11 protein-coding genes, 1 pseudogene and 1 CRISPR repeat array (1 of these 13 running past the window's edge) are annotated in these 17,276 nt (G+C 61.8%); of the genes and pseudogenes, 4 read left to right on the top strand and 8 right to left on the bottom strand.

Annotated features, from left to right (window positions below):
• Positions 1-2,441: a CRISPR direct-repeat array (repeat unit 29 nt; unit sequence GTGTTCCCCACGCCCGTGGGGATGAGCCC); it begins 150 nt to the left of the window's first position.
• Between the two features lie 162 nt (positions 2,442-2,603).
• A complete protein-coding gene (locus tag GC119_RS04325) occupies positions 2,604-2,846 on the top strand; it encodes an antitoxin VbhA family protein (protein ID WP_070776614.1) in 243 nt (80 codons plus the stop codon).
• 187 nt (positions 2,847-3,033) lie between these two features.
• On the opposite strand, the gene GC119_RS04330 is transcribed toward GC119_RS04325, so the two are convergent.
• From GC119_RS04330 to GC119_RS04355, 6 genes are all read right to left on the bottom strand, one after another.
• Positions 3,034-4,311 (bottom strand): thioester domain-containing protein, encoded by a 1,278-nt coding sequence (locus GC119_RS04330; RefSeq protein ID WP_193215613.1) that lies wholly within the window; start codon positions 4,309-4,311, stop codon positions 3,034-3,036.
• A gap of 215 nt (positions 4,312-4,526) precedes the next feature.
• Positions 4,527-5,702: an acyl-CoA dehydrogenase family protein gene (locus GC119_RS04335; RefSeq protein ID WP_151952513.1), complete on the bottom strand. Its 1,176-nt coding sequence runs from the start codon at positions 5,700-5,702 to the stop codon at positions 4,527-4,529.
• Between the two features lie 55 nt (positions 5,703-5,757).
• Positions 5,758-7,296, bottom strand: a complete 1,539-nt coding sequence (locus GC119_RS04340; protein ID WP_151952514.1) for an AbgT family transporter — start codon at positions 7,294-7,296, stop codon at positions 5,758-5,760.
• A gap of 138 nt (positions 7,297-7,434) precedes the next feature.
• Positions 7,435-8,763 (bottom strand): beta-ketoacyl-[acyl-carrier-protein] synthase family protein, encoded by a 1,329-nt coding sequence (locus tag GC119_RS04345; RefSeq protein ID WP_151952515.1) that lies wholly within the window; start codon positions 8,761-8,763, stop codon positions 7,435-7,437.
• Positions 8,760-10,385 carry a class I adenylate-forming enzyme family protein gene (locus GC119_RS04350; RefSeq protein ID WP_151952516.1) on the bottom strand — a complete coding sequence of 542 codons (1,626 nt, stop codon included), beginning with the start codon at positions 10,383-10,385 and terminating at the stop codon, positions 8,760-8,762. The genes GC119_RS04345 and GC119_RS04350 overlap by 4 nt, the downstream gene beginning before the upstream one ends.
• A 64-nt stretch (positions 10,386-10,449) precedes the next feature.
• On the bottom strand, positions 10,450-10,767 hold the full coding sequence (locus GC119_RS04355) for a putative quinol monooxygenase (protein WP_151952517.1): 318 nt from the start codon (positions 10,765-10,767) through the stop codon (positions 10,450-10,452).
• A gap of 132 nt (positions 10,768-10,899) precedes the next feature.
• Here GC119_RS04355 and GC119_RS04360 point away from each other — a divergent pair, with 132 nt between their 5' ends.
• From GC119_RS04360 to GC119_RS04370, 3 genes and pseudogenes are all read left to right on the top strand, one after another.
• Complete coding sequence (locus GC119_RS04360; RefSeq protein WP_070573207.1) at positions 10,900-11,715, top strand: IclR family transcriptional regulator; 816 nt, start codon at positions 10,900-10,902, stop codon at positions 11,713-11,715.
• 75 nt (positions 11,716-11,790) lie between these two features.
• The gene (locus GC119_RS04365; RefSeq protein ID WP_070573205.1) at positions 11,791-12,306 is read left to right on the top strand and encodes a hypothetical protein; all 516 of its coding nucleotides are present in this window, start codon (positions 11,791-11,793) and stop codon (positions 12,304-12,306) included.
• Positions 12,306-13,868 (top strand): annotated as a pseudogene (locus tag GC119_RS04370) (GMC family oxidoreductase). The gene GC119_RS04365 and the pseudogene GC119_RS04370 overlap by 1 nt, the downstream one beginning before the upstream one ends.
• A 153-nt stretch (positions 13,869-14,021) precedes the next feature.
• On the opposite strand, the gene GC119_RS04375 reads toward GC119_RS04370, so the two are convergent.
• Positions 14,022-15,191 carry an acyl-CoA dehydrogenase family protein gene (locus GC119_RS04375; RefSeq protein WP_151952518.1) on the bottom strand — a complete coding sequence of 390 codons (1,170 nt, stop codon included), beginning with the start codon at positions 15,189-15,191 and terminating at the stop codon, positions 14,022-14,024.
• Positions 15,192-15,273: 82 nt separating this feature from the next.
• Positions 15,274-17,271 carry an acetyl-CoA carboxylase biotin carboxylase subunit gene (locus tag GC119_RS04380; RefSeq protein ID WP_151952519.1) on the bottom strand — a complete coding sequence of 666 codons (1,998 nt, stop codon included), beginning with the start codon at positions 17,269-17,271 and terminating at the stop codon, positions 15,274-15,276.
• Positions 17,272-17,276: the final 5 nt, after the last annotated feature.

Raw genomic sequence — 17,276 nt, forward strand, 5'->3', positions numbered from 1 at the left:
CAAGACGTGCAGGACTACATCAATAAGCAGAAAGTGTTCCCCACGCCCGTGGGGATGAGCCCGCGCAGATGTAGGTTTCGTCAGCCTGGGGTTCGTGTTCCCCACGCCCGTGGGGATGAGCCCACACCCAACCGAAAGGACGACACTATGTCGACGTGTTCCCCACGCCCGTGGGGATGAGCCCCATCGTCCAGGCAATCACGCAGGCGGACGCCAGTGTTCCCCACGCCCGTGGGGATGAGCCCGAAAAAATCGAAGAGGTGCTAACCAGCCCGGAGTGTTCCCCACGCCCGTGGGGATGAGCCCTCCAAGGCCGCAACAACGCCACCCTGATGTAGGTGTTCCCCACGCCCGTGGGGATGAGCCGTTGTCGAAGAACAAGAAGATGGTTCCCCCGGTGTGTTCCCCACGCCCGTGGGGATGAGCCCCGGAGTTCCTGCGCCACAGCCTGCGCGTTGTCGTGTTCCCCACGCCCGTGGGGATGAGCCCCTACACGGCCAGGGTTCTGTCTGCCGAGCTGGGTGTTCCCCACGCCCGTGGGGATGAGCCCCGCGCCTTGCGGCGCAACACGGTAGCTAAAGTGTGTTCCCCACGCCCGTGGGGATGAGCCCCACTCCACAAACACGCCGATAGCCGACTTAATGTGTTCCCCACGCCCGTGGGGATGAGCCCGACTGGGGCGTGTCAGCCCTGGTGTTTCAGGAGTGTTCCCCACGCCCGTGGGGATGAGCCAGAGGCAAGCATGAGCGCCACAAAAAACCTGCCGTGTTCCCCACGCCCGTGGGGATGAGCCCTTCTTGACCGGCCCAACATTATCAACACTCCTGTGTTCCCCACGCCCGTGGGGATGAGCCGAAGCAGACCGTAGACGTTGCCGCACTCCGCAAGTGTTCCCCACGCCCGTGGGGATGAGCCCTGTACTGATAGCCCGACCGCGCTTTGGGTAAGGTGTTCCCCACGCCCGTGGGGATGAGCCCTCCTTGTGGGCCCTCGCCCAGGGGATAGCAGCGTGTTCCCCACGCCCGTGGGGATGAGCCCGGGGTTCAATCCCGGCCCGGTGATTGTCCAGAGTGTTCCCCACGCCCGTGGGGATGAGCCCCTCATGTCAGTGGGTCAGGGTAGCTTCCAAAGGTGTTCCCCACGCCCGTGGGGATGAGCCCCGTACCGCTGCACTGTACGCGCACTTGGATAAGTGTTCCCCACGCCCGTGGGGATGAGCCCTCCCACCCCTGGTCACGCTCCGTCTGCTGCTGGTGTTCCCCACGCCCGTGGGGATGAGCCCGGCTTCACAGTCCGCTCACTCGCAGAAGCTGCGTGTTCCCCACGCCCGTGGGGATGAGCCCGACCTTAACCGGATGATTGATGTTTTCAGCAAGTGTTCCCCACGCCCGTGGGGATGAGCCCTGGGTCGACAACATGAGCCAGCTCGCAAACCGGTGTTCCCCACGCCCGTGGGGATGAGCCCTGTCCGCCCGCCATAGGCAGGTAGAACTGCCAGTGTTCCCCACGCCCGTGGGGATGAGCCCCAAGGACGCGAAAGCGGCGATGAATGGGTTCTGTGTTCCCCACGCCCGTGGGGATGAGCCCTGCTTCTTCACCAGCGCCCACCACGGACGCCAGTGTTCCCCACGCCCGTGGGGATGAGCCTTCGACGTGCGCACCGTATTCGGCTGTGGGTCCGTGTTCCCCACGCCCGTGGGGATGAGCCCCAGGTGCGCCCAAGCGCTCGAAGAACTCCCACGTGTTCCCCACGCCCGTGGGGATGAGCCTTGTGCGACCAGTTGGGTGAACTGCTTTCGAAGGTGTTCCCCACGCCCGTGGGGATGAGCCCTCGGTGGCACGTTCTACACCTCAACCGCCCAGGTGTTCCCCACGCCCGTGGGGATGAGCCCGCGGGTGAGCACATCGCCGAAGCAATCGAAGCGTGTTCCCCACGCCCGTGGGGATGAGCCCATTCCCTTGGAATCCGGCGTTATTCCGGCTCTGTGTTCCCCACGCCCGTGGGGATGAGCCCCACGGCAGGGCCAGTTGACTGTTAGCGGATATGTGTTCCCCACGCCCGTGGGGATGAGCCCTAACTGGTGTAAATCGACCCCGTACACCTCATGTGTTCCCCACGCCCGTGGGGATGAGCCCTAACTGGTGTAAATCGACCCCGTACACCTCATGTGTTCCCCACGCCCGTGGGGATGAGCCTGCTTTCTGCGGACAACCCAATCGGCGGGAAGCGTGTTCCCCACGCCCGTGGGGATGAGCCCACGCCCGACAGCCGCCTCATAATCTCGATGCCGTGTTCCCCACGCCCGTGGGGATGAGCCCACCGCCGCAACATCGCCCGAATGATCGGCTTCGTGTTCCCCACGCCCGTGGGGATGAGCCCCATCCGGGCATCTTGCCGTCTGCGTCGAGGCTGTGTTCCCCACGCCCGTGGGGATGAGCCCGGAGATGCTTCGCCTGTGAAGCTGCTACAGGCTGGCCTGGCAGAGGTTAACCGTGCAGCCGATGACATCGCCCGATTCGATGAGTACGAGGAACTGTATTCTCAGGCTGGCGCGCCTGAGTGTGCTCTATAGGATGAAGCAACTACGGGAAGGTTGGATGCTATGAGTGATCATCTGGACATTGAGGAACGCTGGCCGGAGCTGTTCGCGCAGCTCGACGAGAAGCAGCGGCGTAACGTTGTCCAGTCGTTTGCGGCTGCCTGGCATGAAGGATGGGAGCCGAATCGTGAAGACGTAGAGAACTTGACTGATTACGTGCGCGGCGCCATTGATTTTGACGAGTATCTGCGTCGTTCAGACGAGGCTGCCGAGCGGCACCGGAAGACGGAGCCGCCGGTGAGCTGACGGCTGTTCGATACGTGGGCCTCATACGGCTACCGCGAAAGTGCTCCCCACGGGCGTTGGGATGAATCGTAGGTTCGTGCACGTACAACCCATCTGCTTCGGCCGCAGCGGGTAACGAAAGTGCCCGAGCATCCTTGGATGCTCGGGCACTTTCTACTTGAGCTGAGGTTCAGCTCGACTGATTACATCAGCTGTTCTGCTTACGACGGACAGCGAACACAGTCGCCGCACCACCGGCAATCAGAGCGGCTGCAGCTGCAAGTGCACCAGAAAGCTCAGCACCGGTACGCGGCAGAGCACCCGATCCATTGTCGTTGGACTCATCAACAACAGGCGCCGGCTGGTCCTTGTCGTCAGACTCACCGCCAGGCTGCGGGGTTTCCTTTTCAGCGGGGGTCTCTTCGTTCGACGGGGTCGATTCACCCTCAGACGGGGTTTCTTCGCTCGGCGGAGTGGACTCACCTTCAGAGGGGGTCTCCGACGGGGTTTCAGAAGGAGTCTCCGAGGGGGTTTCCGACGGGGTCTCGGAAGGAGTCTCGTCGGCTTCCCACTTCAGCGAAACTTCATCGGTCTTAACCGACTTCTTTTCGTCAATGAGGACAACCCGCTGTGCGTTCTCGTCAGCGTGCTTGAACACGCGACCAGTCAGAGAATCAGCCGACGACGTTGCCGTAAGCTTCACAGCACCTTTGGGGGCATCTTTGTTGATCTGAACAAACAGCTCGCCCGGCTTGACGTTGTCAAGATCAACCTTGTCGCCAGCCTCGTCGACAATCGTGTAATCGTCGCTGGTCGGTTCAGCCTGAAGCTTCACGGCGTCCTGGCTGCTGGTAACCGTGATCGGACCGACCTTGTCGCCAGCCTTGTAGGTCTTGTCACCACCCAGATCCAGTTCGACGCTAGCTTCGTTGTCTGAGAAGTTAACGCCGACGTTCTTTTCACCGATCAGGTACTTGTAGACCTGCAACACCTTTGCACTGGTATCAGCAGCGAGGTCAGCGCCCCCAGCGGTGGTGTAGTGCCAGACAGCACCCTGCGTAGCTCCGATCGCCTCAGCTACCGTCAGGCCCTCAACGCCTGCAGCCTGACCCAGTTCTTCTGCGGTGACCTTGGGGTACGAGTTCTCAAGAATCCAGCCGACCTTGTTCTTCTTCTCTGCGTCAAGGTCACCCCACTGCTCTACCGTGCCATCGCCCTTTTTAAAAGACTTATTCAGCTCGATGCAGTAGGACTTGTATACCTTGTCTTCTACGGTGATGTAGAAAAGCGTCGTTCCGGTACGTTTCCTACCGTTGGCGGTGTCCACCTCAACGGCCGTTCCCTTTTCACCAGAAGCGGCTGTAGCGTCAGCACCAACTGCCGGAACCGAATCAGCCGAAGCTGGGGTGCTTGCTACAGGAGCAAGAAACGCCAGCGATGCGGCAACCGCAGCTGCCGCCAGCTTTCCAAAGCGCGTAATACTCATACTCAGTCTTTCTTTAAAGAATTCACAGCGAATGCAACAGTACAGCGCGACCCGGGACATGTAAACACTCAGACCGCACCATGAGATCCACCCTGACATCCATCTTGCGTGGGTCCGCCAGCCATGCCAGGTTTCAGGCGGGCCCAGCATCATTTCACTTCATTTCAGGCATGTCCGACCAACCGCACACGCCCCATTCTGCTGCCATCTGGCAGTCAGTCATCCAGCCAAACGTTCGCGAAAACTGCACGCGACACCTCGGGTGCCGGTGGGTGGAAGATCCCCGCGGCAGCGTCCCGGTACAGCCGCGAAGCTTCCGCAGCATTCCCAAAGCCCGCTCCCCCAGCACAGTGCAGTGCCGCCTCAGCATTGGCCCTGGCAGCCTTCTGCGCCATGTACTTAGCCGAAACAAACCGCTGCGCCCACGCGGCCCCGTAGTCCACGCACTCATCAAAATCACGCGTGTAGGAATCCAACTGCGCAGGAACAGCGGCGAACTCCAGAGCCGCGTCTGCAACACGCACACGGAACTCACCGAGCTCGGTGTACGGGACTCCCCCGTTCTTAGCCGAACGCCGCTTGCGCAGAGCATCCGATGCCACTTCGAGAGCACGGCGAGCAAGCCCCGCATACACCGATGCGATGAGCAGCTGGAAGTTCGCCGTGATGCCAAAAGTCAGCAGATCCGGGTTAGGGCCGTCTGGGATACGGCGAACAACCCTGTCAGCTTCCAGGACAGCGTCCTCCAGAATCGTTGCCCGCGAATGAGTGGCGCGCATACCCAGCACGTCCCAATCATCCGAGGACGTGACCCCTTCGGTGCCGCGGGTGAGGAAACCGTAGATCAGCTGCGGCCCATCGGCGGCGGTTTCATCCTTGCCGTGCACAATCAGCCTGGTCCACGCCGGCGTCATCGACGTGAAGATCTTCACACCCGACAGCCGGTACGAACCGTCCCCCTGCGGAACGGCCTTCGTGTTCGACCCCTGCAGAACCCAATCATTGCCAGGCTCAGAAACACCGAAGGCAAAGACCTCACCATCACGGGCTTCTTCAAGCGCGAACTGCAGTGACTTATCGCCGCGGTTCCACATGGCGCGCATCATGCCGGTGCACACAAAGTGCATATTCACACCCAGCGCGGTCGCAGGAGCTGCCGTAGCCAGCCGCTGCTGCAGGCGCGAAACCTCGTTCATGCCCAAGCCCGGGCCGCCGAGCTCTTCGGGCACAAACAGCGTGAGATAGCCGCTCTCTTCGAGCTCTTCCAAATCTTCGAAGAAGAACGCGTTGTCACGGTCATACTGTGCTGCGCGCTCCCGGAAGCGCTCCAAAAGCTCATCCGGCAAATACTTCTGTTCCAGTTCCACAAGTCGCTGTTCGCGGTCAGTCATACATCCTCCTGTTTGGTCAACACCAGAGCCGACTGCAGTTCATCCGTGCGGCTGATCATGCCACTCCGCCCGTCCAGCCTAGTGCCGTCAGCCCCAACATGAGGGCTGCGGCCATCACCAGGAAAACACCGATCTTCGGCGCAGCCCAACGCACCCACGTCAGGTACGGCACCCCAGCTGTCACGCACGAGCCCACCAGCCATGCCAGCACTGGCGACAGAATGTTCGTCAGCCCATCACCCAACTGAAACGCCTGCAGCGCCAGCTGATGGTGCATACCCAGTGCCGTGGCAATCGGGGCCAGCAGCGGAAGGATAATCGCAGCCTTCGCCGCAGTCGACGGAATAATGAAGTTGATTGCCGCGAACAGCAGAACCATGAGCACCGCTGACCAGCCCAAGCCCACATCGCGCAACGGCAGCGTGAGCGTGTAGACAATTGTGTCGAGGATTTTCGCTTCCGCCAGCAGAGCCGAAATCGACCCGGCCATGCCGATGATGATCGCAATGAAGCCCATGCTGGAAATACCGCGGGCAATTGTCTCCGCCAGCGGATTCCACTTAAAGCCGGCGGCCTTGCCCATGATGATTGCCGACACCAGGTTGGTTGCGAACATCACCTCGATGACCTGCTTTGAATCGACCAGCAGCGAATAGCCCACAACCACACCGAACTGCGCGATGAACAGCGCCAGCACAATCACCGAGCGCAGCCGCAGCTTCGTCGGGGCCACAGTGCCTGCCTCATTGTCGTTCTCAGCTGCCGTTTCGTGCGCCCCAACAGCGCCGTGGGGCCGCCATCCGTGCTTCCACATGAGCGAACGAGTGGGGTCCTTCTGGATTCTGCGCACGTACAGCAGCACAAAGGCCAAGCCCACAACCATGAAGAGGTTCATGATGATCATGCGCATACCGAAACCTGAGTACGGCGGCAGACCGATGAGCATTTGGGAGACCGCCATGTGCTTCGGACCCGTGCCGAATCCGATCAGTGCTGCAAATGTTGTGACTGCAACAGCCACGATCCCGTCAAGGCCGAGCTTGCGTGCAAACAGCACGCCAATCGGCACAATCGCAATCAGCGCGTCATTGCCGGAGAACCCGCCGATGTAGACCATGAGGCAGAACAGCCCCGACACCAGCAGGGGTGTGCTCTTGTCCTGCAGCCTGTAGACGGCCGAATCAAGCAGATTCTCAAACGCCTTCGATTCCAGAACAACGGAAACATTCGCCCCGACCGACAGCACGGCAAAGGCAATCGGCGCCATATTGACCGCACCGGTCAGCAGCATCATGAGCGCGCCGAAGGGACTGACCGGCGACTGATCCTCTAGAAAACGGAAGTCGTTCGGGTTGATCGAACCGTCAGGGTTCTTCTGAAACTCCCCGGCGGGGATCAGGTAGCCCGCCGCGGTAGCCGCTGCCAGAATAATGAGCATGAGCCACAGCAAGTGTGGCATTTCCCAGCGCCTCTTCGGCTGGGTTTCTTCTGAAGTTTCATCTGTTTGCTTGTCGGCCAGCACTGCCTGTGCGGCCTGCTTTTCGGCCTCTTCGGCCTGTGCTCCCTGCGCAGTCTTTTCGACTGTTGTAGACATGGTGAAGCTCCTGAATGCAGAAATGGGTGAGGGGGCAACACCCGCGGTGCATCGCTTCTCTGGCGGCTGAACCAGCCTGCTTTCAGGTTGGGTGGCGGGAGCTCAGACGGCCACCTCACCCGTTGAGGGAGCCCGTGCTCAGGCGGCTCGGATAAGAACTGAGCCGTTGTGCCCGCCGAAGCCGAAGGAATTCGACAGCACCGCGCTCATACACGGACCCGCCCGATCGAGCGGTTTGCGGGCTGCGACAACGTCGAGCTTCGGGAAATCCGGCATGTCAAGATTGGCAGTCGGAGGGATCACGCCCTCACGCAGCGAGCGCACGCTGACAATGGCTTCGAGCACTCCCCCGGCGCCCAGCAGGTGCCCGGTTGAGGACTTCACGGCTGTCACAGGGATGTCGGCAAGCGCCTTTCCGAAAACGGCTTCAAGGGCGAGCGCTTCTGCCGCATCCCCCGCCGAGGTGGAGGTCCCGTGCGCGTTCACGTGCCCCAAAGGTGACCCTTCGGGGCCGCCCGTGGCGAAGGTTTCCGGGGTCAGCCCGGCATCTGCCAAGGCAGCGCGCATAGCTGCGGCGGCACCTCGTCCTTCTGGGTCGGGGGCGGTGGCGTGGTGGGCGTCCGATGACGAACCGAACCCGGCCAGCTCAGCCAGTTTCCGCCCGCCGCGGCGGTTCACGGCGTCGTCGTTTTCCAGCACGATTGCGGCGGCTCCGGCGGACATGACGAAACCGGTGCGGTCGCGGTCAAAGGGGCGCGATGCTTCCTGCGGGCGGTCTTCGAAACCGGATGCGAGCGCGCGCATGTTCGCATTTGATGCGAGGTTGGCGGGATTGAGGCAGTCTTCGACGCCGATGACGATTGCGGCATCTGCGTAGCCGTGGCGCAGGGCTCGCAGCGCCTGACCGAGGCCCACAGCGCCGGAAGCGCAGGTGGCGGACACTGCGTGTGCGGGGCCGGTGATTCCGTACCGTTGGCTGATGAGTGCGGCTGGGGAATCTGGTGCGCCGTGCATGGACAGGGTGAGCGGAACACCCCGCTGGCCGTCTTCGGCGTAGGCGAGCGCTGCCCGCTGTTGGGGGCGGATGGGCCCGGACCCGGTGGCGGTCACGATCATGACGCGGGCCGGGTCCCACGGCAGGTCAGCTGCCGAGGCGCCGGTCCGGCCGGTCTGGATGCCTGCGGCTTCTTCCAGGGCCTGGTCGGCAGCGGCGATGGCCCACAGGTGGAAGTCCTCCAGGCGCCGGGCCAGATGTGTGGGCACGTGGTCTTCAGGGTTGAAGCCGCGAACCTGTCCGCCGATGCGCACACTGAGGCCGTTGAACTCCTGGCCTTCGAGCACTCCGATTCCGCTGCGGCCGTGCTGGACGGCCTGCCACGTGTCTTCGACCGTCAAACCGTTAGGCGTGATTGCCCCCGTGCCGGTAATCCAGACACGCCTGGATTCGGAGTAGTGGTGTGCGTTCACAGACGGACAACTCCTTTCCCACCGGCCTGTATGAGCTTGACGGTTTCAGCAGTTCGCACTTTACCGCCCACTGTGCGCGGCAGCGCTTTCACGGCGTAATACTTCGTCGGAATGAACTGCGGGGCCAGGCGTGCGCGCCCGTGTTCCCGCAGTGCAGCCTTGCTCAGCTGCTCGCCTAACGCCTGGGCAGGGCCGTTCTGTTCCCGTGAATCTGCGCACACCGGGCCACCTGAATCGGCCGACACCAGTTCACCGGCTTCGATAACCAACGCGACAGCGGTTCCAAGAGCCGTATCCGGCAGGCCCACGGCAACAGCTTCGCGATGCTTTCCGGCCACGATCAGCCCTACGTAGGCGCGGGTGACTTCCGGCAGGGCGACCTTGTGCCCGCCGACGTTGATGATGTCGCCCTTGCGCCCCAGCAGCTGCAGTTGACGTTCGCCGCCGACCACAGCTGCCCGGCCCTGGTCTCCGACAGTTGCCCAGCCGTGCTCATCGAGCAGATGCACATCGGCGGTGCCTGCAATGTAGTCATCGGAGCGCGAATCAGCGAGCACCCACAGCGTGCCAATTTCACCATCGGGCACTGGGTGTCCAGCGTCATCGCGAATTTCAACCTGGACGCCGTCGTAGATCTGATTCCACGTGCTGTCGTCCCCGCGCGCATCCCCGATGAAGCCGATTTCCGCTGCCCCGTAATAGCTGATGAGCCGCACGTGCGGCAGCACTCGACGGAGGTCTTCTCGCAGTGCATTCGGCAGGTTGGCCCCGCCGACGACAATGAGTTCAAGCCCCGCGAAATCTTCGGGCCTGCGGGTGGCTTGGGCAATAATGCCCCGCAGCACCGCAGGAACTGTGACAATCCGCGTGATGCGCTGCTGCGCCACACGCTGACCAAGTCCCGGCAGGGACAGCTCATCAGCCAGGTGCGCCTCGCCCCCGCTGGCCAAGCACTCAACCGTCGCGTACAGCGTCAGCGAATACGCAAACGCCCCGGGTGCAAGAGTCGCCACACCGGGCAGCGGTTCCAGGTAGCGGGATGACACCGCGAAGTTCGCCCTGTACTGGCCGCGGGTTTTGAGAAACGCCTTGGGGCTGCTGGTTGTTCCGGAGGAAAAGAGCATGAGGTACGGCTCAGAAGCATCCCGAACCTGCGGCGGTTCCGCCGGCTGCACTTGCGCCTCGATTTCCCTGAATCGCTGTACCGGCACCACTACCCCACCCCAGTCCGGGCCGAGGGCGGAAAGAAGGCGGGCCTGTGCCTGTTCATCATCGACGATCACCAGGCCGATGCCGACTTCGGCAATCACGTGCCGCTGGTGGTCCACCGGCCAGCGCGGGTCGATAGTCGCCGACACCGCGCGGTACCCGGCCAGGCCCGCCATAATGCGGGCGGCCCCAAATGCCGAGGTGGAGCTCACCGCAATCACCGGCGCTCCCTGGGTTTCGGGGGCGGGTGTGGGAAGATTCGGCGCCTGGGCCAGCAGGTGCCGGACGGCGGCTGTGACGCGACGGCCGTCTTCGGCGAGTTCCGCGTAGCTCAGGGCGGCAGATTCGCCGACAATCGCCGGGCGGTCGGGGTGCTCGGCGGCGGTGGTGAGTATAGATCGAGTTATCGGCACGAGATCAGCCTAAACAGAACCGGAGGCCGAGGTCGAAACACCCCAGCCTCCGGTCCATGAGCCATCAAATCTTCAGTTCGCCCATTTCGTCCCAGCCTTCGCCATCAACCTGGCGAGACACGATCTTCGGGGTAGCCGACAAGTGCGGCCGCATAGCCTCAAGACCCTTGGCAAAGTGCTCACTGGTCACATGCGGCTCCGCTCCCTCATCAGTGAAGGCTTCAACAAGCACGTACTCATTTGGGTCTGCAAGGCTGCACGACCACTCGAACCACAGATTTCCTTCTTCTTGGCGCGTGGCCTCCGTGAACTCCGCGACAATCGCCGGCCATTCTTCGGCGCTTTCAGGTTTGACTGGGAACTTGACGACGATGAAGTACATCGCACCCTCCTGCTCGTTTGATCACTGTCCGCACCACTGTTGCACCCAACAACCTGCCTGTCCTCCCCCTCTTATCGGTCAGTGAGAACGATCTATCTGAGGGCCTAAGAAACGGTATGCCAGACTGACGCAATGAGCGAAGGACAACGCGACAATCCGACGGCCAAACCGCGCAGGGCCGGAACTTTGAAGCGAGCCCTGTCGATCATTGAGTACATAGCTGAGAACGGAGGCTCGGACGCCAAGGCCGTGTCCTCTGGGACAGGGATTCCTCTGCCGAGCACCTACAGGCTCCTAGCCGAACTGTGTGCCGAAGAACTCCTGGTGCACTTGAAGAATGAGCAGACATACGCACTGGGCTACCGGCTCCATAAGTTCGGCGTCCGTCTGCACGCAGACCTCGGGTTGAGCAGAGAAATCCGCAGCGAGCTCAACGAGCTTCACACTCGGCTCAGCATGGCCACCTACCTCGCAATCCACCGCGGCATTGAGTTCGTGGTCGCACATGTCAGCGAATCACCCGCAGCACCCCGGCTTGCTCCCATGCAGTTCGGATTCAGAGAGAACCCTCACGCATCAGCGTTCGGCAAGCTCGGCCTCGCGTCATTAGACGAAGCTTCTCGGAAACAGGTTCTCGCTGAGTCGGGAATGCCCGCTCTGACAGACCGCACAATCACCGATGCCGCTGCTCTTCTCTCAGAGCTGAAGACTATCGAGCGCGATCGAATTGCCTGGGAGCACGAGGAGTTTCAGGAGGGCGTGTCCTGTGCCGCGGTGCCGTTCTTCAGCAGAAACGGCGACCTTCTTGGATCAATCGCCGTCTCTGCCCCCACCGCGGCATTCGAGGGCATGCGCACCCGCGTTGAGCACGTGCTTCGTTCGGCTGCCTCACGAATCGGCCGCATGTACCGCCTGGGTCCGAACTTCTTCAGGCATGTTTCTCAGTAGCTGAGAGCAGCTCCTTACCGGATGGCTTTCAGGGCGTTAGCCTCGGTTCCACTTCAACGAAGAAGGAGGTACAAAATGTCGATGCCCAGCAATCCGCTTCCCGCCAAATACGGGACTCTCAACGCCATGGAGTTCTCGGATGAGGCCAAACGAGTCTTAGTCAAGATACTCACGACGGCTTTTCCCCATAAGAACTTTCCGCCCGGACCCTACGAGCGGATGGCCGACCAGCTCATCACCATGGCAGACGAGTCTCCGTGGTTCCGAATGAAGCTGATTCAAGGAGTCGAGACGATCGATGCGAGCGCCGATCGCAAATTCTCGGAGCTGTCCTACGAAGACGCAGTTGCAGCCCTGAAAAAGGTGGAGCGGACAGAGTTCTTTTCCTTCATCCGCCGGATGACGATTCTGACCATGTATGAAGACGAAGAAGTCTGGTCAAGCGTTGGCTACGAGGGCCCCTCATTCGATAAGGGCGGCTACATCGATCGGGGCTTCAACGACCTCGACTGGCTTCCAGAACCGCGAATCGAAGAATCAGAGGAACCGCTGCCGGACTTCGGGCCCGGGCACAAGGAAGGAGTGTCGTGATGGTTGAGTTCAATGATGACCGCGCAGTCGTCATTATCGGTTCCGGCGCAGGAGGCGGAACCCTGGCCTATGAGCTGACCCAGCAGGGCATACCCGTCGTGCTGCTTGAAGCCGGCCCCTATCTGCAGAACGAAGACTACGTAAACCTCGAATGGGAAGCCTTCAACCAGATGGCTTGGCTGGATCCTCGTACAACATCGGGCAGCTGGCGGATTGCGCGTGACTTCCCCAACCTGCCGGCTTGGATTGTGAAAGCCGTCGGCGGTACGACAACACACTGGTCTGGAGCTACGCCCCGGTTCAAGGCCCATGAATTCAAGGCCGCCACCACATACGGTGACGTGCCCGGAGCAAATCTGCTTGACTGGCCAATCACCCTAGAGGATCTGGCTCCCTACTACGACCGTGCTGAGCTGGCGATGGGATCAACGCATCGCCACGGACGTCCGCCCCTTCCGGCCAACAACAACTACAAAGTATTTGCAGCCGGTGCCGAGCGGGTCGGGTACAAGCACTACGCCACCGGACCCTACGCAACCAACGCAACGCCCTACGACGGCCGTCCGGCCTCAATCTAGGACGGGTTCAATTTCCAGGGCGATAAGAACAAGTCGAAGTGGTCGATCCTGGTGCGCGAAATACCCCGTGCTTTGGAGACCGGGCTTTTGGATCTCCGACCGGAAAGCACTGCGGTGCAGATCACGCACGATGCTTCTGGCCGAGTCGATTCAGTCCTCTACCTCGACAAAGACGGACAGATGCACCGACAGGCAGCTGGGGTTGTCTGTGTTGCGGGCAACGCGATTGAAACACCCCGTCTTCTGCTTATGAGCGCGACATCGGCGTTCCCGGATGGATTGGCTAACAGCTCGGGCATGGTCGGCTGCAACTACATGCGCCACATGACAGGCTCTGCCTACGCAATGTTCGACAAACCGGTGAACATGTATCGCGGCGAAACCATGGCGGGGATCATTGCCGACGAATCTGTTCACGACCCCTCTCGCGGTTTTGTCGGCGGCTATTACATGGAGACCATTTCACTCGGACCGGCGTTCCTGGCGAGCTTCCTGGACCCCGGAAACTGGGGAGAGGACTTCACCCGATGGATAGACAACTACGACAAGCTGGCCGGCATGTGGATTGTCGGTGAGGACATGCCACAAGAATCCAACCGTGTAACGCTCAGCTCCACTGCAACCGATACCAACGGCCTGCCCGTGCCGAATGTGCATTTCGACGACCACGAAAACGACGTCTCCATGCGGGAGTACGCCTACGGCAAAGCCGAGGACCTTTACCGCTCAGTCGGCGCGCTGGACGTCCACAGAACACCGCCGTACCCCTCAACGCACAATCTGGGCACCTGTCGAATGGCAGCGAATCCCGAAGACGGGCCGGTAGACGGTTTCGGCCGTTCGCATGAGATCCCGAACCTTTTCGTCTCTGACGGTTCACTGTTCACAACCGGTGCGGCAGCAAACCCGACTTTGACAATCGTTGCTCTTGCAATGCGCCAAGCTGACTACATTGCCAACGAGCTCAAAACCGGTGGACTGTAAGGACAAAGAGCCCACAGGCAGCGAACAGAACACCTGAAGATAACCACAACAACCGGCTGGTGCCGCAGGTTCTCACACCTGCGGCACCAGCCGGTTCTTAGCCTCACCCTCGGCCGAGCCTCGTCAGCTCAACCTCAACAGCCCAGACTCAGCTCACAGTCCGAGAGCGCGGGCAATGAGCATGAGCTGCACTTCGGTGGTGCCCTCGCCGATTTCGAGGATCTTCGAGTCGCGGTAGTGGCGGGCCACCAGGTATTCGTTCATGAAGCCGTAACCGCCGTGGACCTGCGTGGCGTCACGTGCGTTGTCCATGGCTGCTTCACCGGCAATGAGCTTGGCAATCGAGGCTTCCTTCTTGAACGGTTCACCGGCAAGCATCTTCGACGCTGCTTCGTAGTAGGCGGCGCGGGCTGCTGAAACACGCGCTTCCATGCGGGCGATCTTGAAGGAAATCGCCTGGTAGCTGCCGATCGGCTTGCCGAAGCTGGTGCGCTCCTGGGCGTATTTGACCGATGCGTCAACACAGCCCTGCGCGGCACCGACGGACAGGGCGGCAACCGCAATGCGCCCCTCATCGAGAATGCGCAGGAAGTTCGCGTAGCCGCGGCCGCGCTCACCCAGCAGGTTCTCTTCGGGAACCTTGACGTTGTCAAAGGTCAGCGGGTGGGTGTCAGAGGAGTTCCATCCGACCTTATCGTACAGCGGCTCAGCCGTGAAGCCGGGTGTGCCCGCCGGGATCATGATGGTGGAGATCTCCGGCTTTTCCTTGCCGTCCTTGCCCACGCGGGTGCCGGTGACGGCAGTGGCGGTGACCAGGCGGGTGATGTCCGTACCGGAGTTCGTGATGAACGACTTCGAGCCGTTGATCGTCCATTCGCCGTTTTCCAGGGTGGCCTTCGTGCGGGTGCCGCCTGCGTCCGAACCGGCTTCCGGCTCCGTCAGACCAAAGGAAGCAAGGCCCGAACCGTCCGTGAGCTTGGGCAGCCACTCTTTCTTCTGCTCTTCCGTGCCGAACAGGTAAATGGGCATGGCACCAAGCGAAACAGCGGCTTCGAGCGTAATGGCCAGCGACTGGTTTTCGCGTGCGATTTCCTCAATTGCCAGGCACAGCGCGAAGTAGTCTCCGCCCATACCGCCGTACTCTTCCGGGAAGGGCAGGCCGAACAGTCCCATCTTGCCCATCTTCGCCACGAGTTCGTACGGGAATTCGTGTTTGCGGTCGAGTTCGGCTGATACGGGGGCGACTTCGTTGTCGGTGAAATCAGCAACTGCCTTGCGGAGGCTTTCGTATTCCTCCTGCAGCATTCCTGGGGTGAAGCTCATGAGCTCTCCTTAGCTTTGTGGTCTGTCTGAATAAAGGGGACGAGGTGTCAGCTGGCTGCCCGGTCAGCGGCCGGGCTGCGGGTCAGCCGTCGGTGTCTTCTGCTGTTTCGTCGACGATCGTGACAAGCACTTCGTCCAGTGCCACCTGGGCGCCGACAGCGGCTTTGACGTGAGCGGTTCCGGCGGCGGGTGCGCGCAGCACGTGTTCCATCTTCATGGCCTCCACAACGGCGATCGGGTCGCCTTCGGCAACTTCAGCACCGTCTTCGACCAGCAGCTGGGTGAGCGAACCCGGCATGGGTGCGCAGATGTCGGCCCCTGCAGCCCCCGGGTCGAGTTCAGATTCGGCGACAGGGCGCGCAAAGCTGTAGACGCCTCGTTCGCTGGCCACCCAGATCATGCGGGTGTCCGGGTCGGCCCACAGCATGGCGGTGTGCTGCACGCCGTCGATCGTGAGCTTGTAAACCGTGTCACCGGCTTCCGTTGTGACTCGGGTGAGCTCTTCACCGCGCCACACGACGGTTTCGACTTCGCCACCGTGGGCCAGTTTGACGCTCACCGCCGGCTGGCGGCTGGAGCGCCATCCGCTGGGGCGCGCCCACGCGCTGGGCGCTTCTGTGCGATCCCCTGACGAGGTGCCGCCGAGCTTCTGCGTTCCCGCGGCTCCCCTTGTGCTCACCACGAACGCGGCGGCGAACAGCTTGTCGATGTCCCCGGCTGCGTGGGCGAGCTCATCTTCCGTCATGCGGTCGATCAGGCCCGTGTCGAGTCTGCCTTCGATGACGTCTTCACGGCGGACCAGGCGGCGGACGAAGTCGATGTTCGTCGTAATGCCGGGCACGGCTGAACGGGCGAGCGCAGAGTCCAGGCGTGACAGCGCGGTTTCGCGGTCATCAGCGGTGACGATCACCTTGGCGATCATCGGGTCGTAGTCGGACACGATCCGCTGACCGGCTTCAAGGCCGGCGTCAATGCGGATGCCCTCACCTTCGGGGAACTGCACGTCGAGTGCCGTGCCGCCGGTGGGCAGGAAGCCGCGGGAGGGGTCTTCCGCGTAGACGCGCGCTTCGATCGAATGGCCGGTGAGCGTGATGTCTTCCTGCTTCAGCGACAGCTCTTCGCCGTTGCCGATCCGCAGCATCCACTCGACCAGGTCAACACCCGTGACTTCTTCTGTTACGGGGTGTTCCACCTGCAGGCGGGTGTTCATCTCCATGAAGAAGAACTCGTCTGGCTTATCAGCCGAGACAATGAACTCGACCGTGCCGGCACCGCGGTAGCCCACGGAGCGGGCCGTGTCGCAGGCCGCCTGGCCGATGGCCGCGCGCGTCTCTTCGTCCAGCAGTGCCGACGGGGCTTCTTCGATGACCTTCTGGTGGCGCCGCTGCAGGGAGCATTCGCGCTCGCCCAAGTGAATGACATTGCCGTGCTCATCAGCGAGGATCTGCACTTCAACGTGGCGCGGGGTTGCCACCAGGCGCTCAATGAACAGCGTGTCGTCGCCGAAGCTCGCCGCGGCTTCGCGGCGGGCTGCCGCAAGGGAGTCCTTGAGGTCCTTCGGGTCGTGCACCGCGTGCATGCCCTTGCCGCCGCCACCGGCCGAAGGCTTGATGAGGATGGGGAAGCCCACCTCGTCAGCTCGTTCAATGAGCTGTTCATCGCTCAGGCCTGCTTCGGCCACACCGGGTACCAGCGGCACATTGCGCGAAGCCACGGCCTGCTTGGCCGTGATCTTGTCGCCCATCGTGCGGATGGCTTCGGCGGTGGGCCCGAGGAACACGATCCCCGCGTCTTCACATGCCTGAGCGAACTCGGCATTTTCCGACAGGAAGCCGTAGCCGGGGTGAATCGCCTCGGCACCGGTGTCCTTCGCGGCCTGAATGACCTTGTCGATCCGCAAGTACGATTCCGCAGCGGCAGCGGGACCCAAGCGGACCGCAACATCGGCGGCTTTGGTGTGTGCCGCCTCGGCGTCGGCATCGGAGTACACGGCAACCGTTTTGATGCCCAGTGCACGGCAGGTGCGCATAACGCGCAGGGCGATTTCACCGCGGTTGGCAATGAGAACTGTTGAAAACACAGCGA

Source organism: Brevibacterium sp. Marseille-P9724 (genome assembly GCF_902500275.1).
Lineage (GTDB): Bacteria > Actinomycetota > Actinomycetes > Actinomycetales > Brevibacteriaceae > Brevibacterium.

What these genes read in the sequence shown, in the direction of transcription:
- GC119_RS04325 (WP_070776614.1), top strand. Translation starts at nt 2,604, where the DNA reads ATGAGTGATCATCTGGACATTGAGGAACGCTGGCCGGAGCTGTTCGCG.
- GC119_RS04330 (WP_193215613.1), bottom strand. Translation starts at nt 4,311, where the DNA reads ATGAGTATTACGCGCTTTGGAAAGCTGGCGGCAGCTGCGGTTGCCGCA.
- GC119_RS04335 (WP_151952513.1), bottom strand. Translation starts at nt 5,702, where the DNA reads ATGACTGACCGCGAACAGCGACTTGTGGAACTGGAACAGAAGTATTTG.
- GC119_RS04340 (WP_151952514.1), bottom strand. Translation starts at nt 7,296, where the DNA reads ATGTCTACAACAGTCGAAAAGACTGCGCAGGGAGCACAGGCCGAAGAG.
- GC119_RS04355 (WP_151952517.1), bottom strand. Translation starts at nt 10,767, where the DNA reads ATGTACTTCATCGTCGTCAAGTTCCCAGTCAAACCTGAAAGCGCCGAA.
- GC119_RS04360 (WP_070573207.1), top strand. Translation starts at nt 10,900, where the DNA reads ATGAGCGAAGGACAACGCGACAATCCGACGGCCAAACCGCGCAGGGCC.
- GC119_RS04365 (WP_070573205.1), top strand. Translation starts at nt 11,791, where the DNA reads ATGTCGATGCCCAGCAATCCGCTTCCCGCCAAATACGGGACTCTCAAC.
- GC119_RS04375 (WP_151952518.1), bottom strand. Translation starts at nt 15,191, where the DNA reads ATGAGCTTCACCCCAGGAATGCTGCAGGAGGAATACGAAAGCCTCCGC.